Raw genomic sequence first — 3635 nt, 5'->3', positions numbered from 1 at the left:
CCGGCCGAGCCTGGTCGCAGCCGCGGGCGCGGGTGGCGGCCGCGGTCGCCGGCACCTTCAGCGGCGTGCTGGCCGACTGGCTGCACGGGCTGGTCCCCGGCGACGCGGACGAGCTCTCGCGGCGGGTCTGGCGCCTGCTGCTGGCCCTGCACCGGGCCGAGCCGTAACGCCGCGCGCGGCGGCGCTCGCCCTCACTGCGGCGGCTTGCCCCCGGTCAGCACCCAGCGCATGTCCAGGAAGCCGCTCTGCTGCTCCACCAGCTGACCGCCCTTCACCTGCTGGTAGGTGACCCAGGTGTTCACCAGCCGCGGCGAGTCACCGCTCGGCAGCATCTCGCTCCAGCTCAGCCGGGGGGTGACGCCCCCGGTGTCGAGCGAGTCCTCGCTGTCCAGCTGGTCGCGCAGGGACTTGCTGGTCAGCGGCGTGCCGGCGGCCCGCAGGCGTTCGGCGGCCTGGAGGAAGACCTGGTAGGCGACCCAGGTGGTCTGCACCGCGAGGTCCGAGGGGTCGACCCGGTTGTCGCTGCCCAGCATGACGCGCAGCGCGTCCCAGGCGCGCGAGGCGGTGGGCGGGTACCAGCCCGTCACGTACGCGTTGTTCAACGGGCCGTCGCCGCCGCCCTGCGGGCCCACGACGGACTGCGGGACGCTGCCGATCTCCGCGCCCAGCAGCGTGTGCTTGGGGGCCAACTTCCGGTAGGCGTCGAGGAGTTTCGCGGTCTGCTCGGGGGCGAGCGCGAGGCTCGCGCAGGTGCCCGGGCGGTCGTCGCCGAGGGCCTTGCGGGCCGCGTCGCCGTAGTCGGGGGCCTTCTCGCTGACCTTGACGTCCACCAGCTTGACCCCGTCGGGCCGCAGCGCGCTGCCGAGGTATCCGGTGAGCGTGTCGCCGGCCTCGGTGTCCGGGCGGACCAGCGCGATCGTCCGGCAGCCGGCCGCGACCAGTTGGCGGCCGTTGCCGGCGATCAGCGAGGGGGTGCCGCCGGCCACGGGGTACGAGAGCGGGCTGCTGAACTCGGCGCCGGACAGGCCGTATCCGCCGATGTACGGGATCTTGGCCGCCTCCAGGCCGGGCAGCAGGCTGTCGCTGTTGAGGCTGTAGGAGCCGATGACGGCGATCACCTTGTTGTCCACCGCCTGCCGCACGCAGGCGTTGCCGCCGTCCACGGTGTTGTGCTCGTTGCAGGTGATCACCCGCAGGTGGTGCCCGTTGAGCCCGCCCTTGGCGTTCACGTCCTTGCCGATGACCTCGGCCAGCGCGGTCACCCCGCTGCGGTCGAAGGCACCGGTGCCGGACGGGGACCAGGTCATCACCGCGTAGTCGGCGCCGGCTGCGCTCGCCGAGTCACCGCACCCGGAGGTCGCGAGCAGGGCGGGGAGCAGGGCGATCGTGGCGATCGCGCTCCCTGGCCGGGTCCAGCTGGTCATGCGGGTGCCTTCCTCGAACTGCGGCGTCGATGATCGGCTCAGCAAATCCGCCACGGCACAAGGAGGGAGATACAGCGGTTGAACGTCAGGCGGACGGCCGGGTAACAGCAGGCGGGATGCGGACGGCCCGAGTGACCCGCGCGGGCCGCGCGGTCAGGGCAGCAGGGCCAACTCGGCGACCACGGCCCGGTGGTCGGTGCCGGGGAGGGTGTGCGCGCCGGTCGACACCGCGGCCAGCCCGCTGCCGTGCAGGACGTGGTCCAGCTGGAGCAGGGGCGGCAGCGGGGCCCGGTCGGCCGGCCAGGTGGGGGCCCTGCCGTGCCCCAGCTCGGCCGCCGCGTCGAGCAGCCCGGCGTCCAGCAGCCGGCGCATCGGCGCATGGTCGAGGGTGGCGTTGAAGTCGCCGAGCAGGACGGTGTCCGGGCCGTCGGCCGCCAGCTCCGCGCGCAGCGCCGCCAGGTCCCGGGCCCAGCGCCCGGGGTCGCCCAGGGGGTAGAAGGTGTGCACGGCGACCAGCCGCACCACGCGTCCGGCGACGGTCACCCGGGCGGTCGGCTGCGGCCAGGTGGTGTCGCGGCGCAGCACGCCGCCGTCCGACAGCGGCAGCCGCGCGTAGAGGCCGGAGCCCGCCTCCGGGTGCACCTCGCGGTACGGCAGCAGGGCGGCCAGGCCCGCGGCGTCGAGGTCGCGGACGGCCGTGGTCGTCAGCTCCTCGACGGCCAGTACGTCGACGTGTTCGCGGCGGACCAGCGCGACCAGCGCCGCGGCGTCCATCCCGGCCACGTGCGTGTTGACGGTGGCGACCGTGAGCCGCGGCGCGCCGGCCGGCACGGCCACGCCCCGCGGCACGAAGCCGGGCACCAGCCAGCACAGCTCCACCAGGACCAGGACGGCGGCGCCCGCCGCCGGCCGCCAGGAGCGCAGCGCCACCACGGTCAGCAGCATCAGCACCGCGCCGGCCGTCGCGTAGGGAAGCACCGGGACCAGCAGCGCGAGCGGCGTCCCGTCGTCCCAGCCGGTCCAGCGCACCAGCGCGAGGAGGCACCCCAGTGCCAGGCCGATCCGGCAGAGCACCAGCACCACCCGGCGCGGCCACCCGGACCGCCGCCCGGTCCGGGTGGCCGCCGCCGGCACGCCTGCTCGCCCTGCTTCCCGCACGCCTGCCCGCCCCTCACCCCGTCCGGCTCGGCTGAAGACGCCCGTTCACGGCGGCCGGTTCCGGTGGTCCAGAATCGGGCCATGGACATCCGCGAACTGCTGGAAGGCGCCTCCCTGCTGGTCCCCGAGGCGCTCGCCACCGGGAACGACCTCACCCTCGACGACCTCTGGGAGCACCTGAGCCAGGACGAGTGGGACGTGGCGCTCGGGCTGCTGGAGGAGCTCGGCGCGGTCCGGCCGCTGCCGCCCGGCTCCTGGCAGGCGCTGGCCTCGGCCGCCGAGCAACTCGGGTTCGAGCGGAGCGCGGCCTGGTGCCACTGGCGCGGCTACGAGACCCGCCACGGAGTCATCCGCGCCGACCTCACCCTCCTCCCGGCCGGCGAGGGGGGCCGGCGGACCCCGATCTCCGGCGCGGGTGTGCTGCGACCGATGTGGGACATCGGGAACCGGTCCCCGACCGGCGGACCGGCCCAGAACATCGCGGGCCTCTGGGTGGAGTCCACGCCCCTCCTGGAGCCGGGCGGGCGCGCCACGGTCCGACTCGCGCCGCTCGACCCCGCGCAGTGGCGGCACCTTCGGCCCGGGCAGGTGATCACCCTGCACGAGGGCCGGCCGGTCGGCGGCACGGCGGTGGTCCTGGAGGTCCGGCGGCCCGCGCCCTAGGTCCGGTCGCCGGCCGGCCGCAGGGGCTCCGGGGACGGGTCGTGGTCGGGGTGGGCCGGGTCGGGCGGCAGGGGCGGTGCCGGGCGTGGTTCGTCCGGCGGCGGCGTGGGTGGGACGGGGGACGGTTCGGGGGTGGGGGGTGGCCCGATGTCCGGGTCGGGCGGTACGGGGACGGAAGCCATCGTGCTCTCCTGGTCCGGCGGTGGTGCGGCGCTGCTGTGCGGCAGGGCGGGGGCTCAGGGCAGTGGGCGGATGCCGAGGGGCGGGCGCTGGGTCTGCTGGCCGCCGCTGGCCAGCATCCGCACCTCGCCGCGGTCACTGATCTCGGCCCGCACGATCCCCGAGGCGTCGGTGTAGATCGGGTGGGCGCCGGGGGCGGTGGGCCCGGGG

General features: G+C 75.9%; 4 protein-coding genes. 1 reads left to right on the top strand and 3 read right to left on the bottom strand.

Features of this window, described 5'->3' with window-relative positions:
- Nucleotides 1-191 precede the first annotated feature (191 nt).
- Nucleotides 192-1424, bottom strand: coding sequence for an ABC transporter substrate-binding protein (locus tag ABD323_RS31515; protein WP_344445451.1), 1233 nt, complete (start codon nucleotides 1422-1424; stop codon nucleotides 192-194).
- A 153-nt stretch (nucleotides 1425-1577) separates the two neighbouring features.
- The gene (locus tag ABD323_RS31510; RefSeq protein ID WP_344445450.1) at nucleotides 1578-2582 is read right to left on the bottom strand and encodes an endonuclease/exonuclease/phosphatase family protein; all 1005 of its coding nucleotides are present in this window, start codon (nucleotides 2580-2582) and stop codon (nucleotides 1578-1580) included.
- Between the two features lie 81 nt (nucleotides 2583-2663).
- Between ABD323_RS31510 and ABD323_RS31505 the strand changes: the two genes are divergently transcribed.
- The gene (locus ABD323_RS31505) at nucleotides 2664-3245 is read left to right on the top strand and encodes a hypothetical protein (protein ID WP_344445449.1); all 582 of its coding nucleotides are present in this window, start codon (nucleotides 2664-2666) and stop codon (nucleotides 3243-3245) included.
- 236 nt (nucleotides 3246-3481) lie between these two features.
- Here the strand turns inward: ABD323_RS31505 and ABD323_RS31500 are convergent.
- A partial coding sequence (locus tag ABD323_RS31500; protein WP_344445470.1) for a DUF6296 family protein occupies nucleotides 3482-3635 on the bottom strand: 154 nt, incomplete at its 5' end.

This window comes from Kitasatospora nipponensis, assembly GCF_039528135.1.
In the GTDB taxonomy this organism is placed as follows: domain Bacteria; phylum Actinomycetota; class Actinomycetes; order Streptomycetales; family Streptomycetaceae; genus Kitasatospora; species Kitasatospora nipponensis.
The sequence above is the reverse complement of the archived record's forward strand: the minus strand, read 5'-3'. Positions and strand labels throughout refer to the sequence as shown.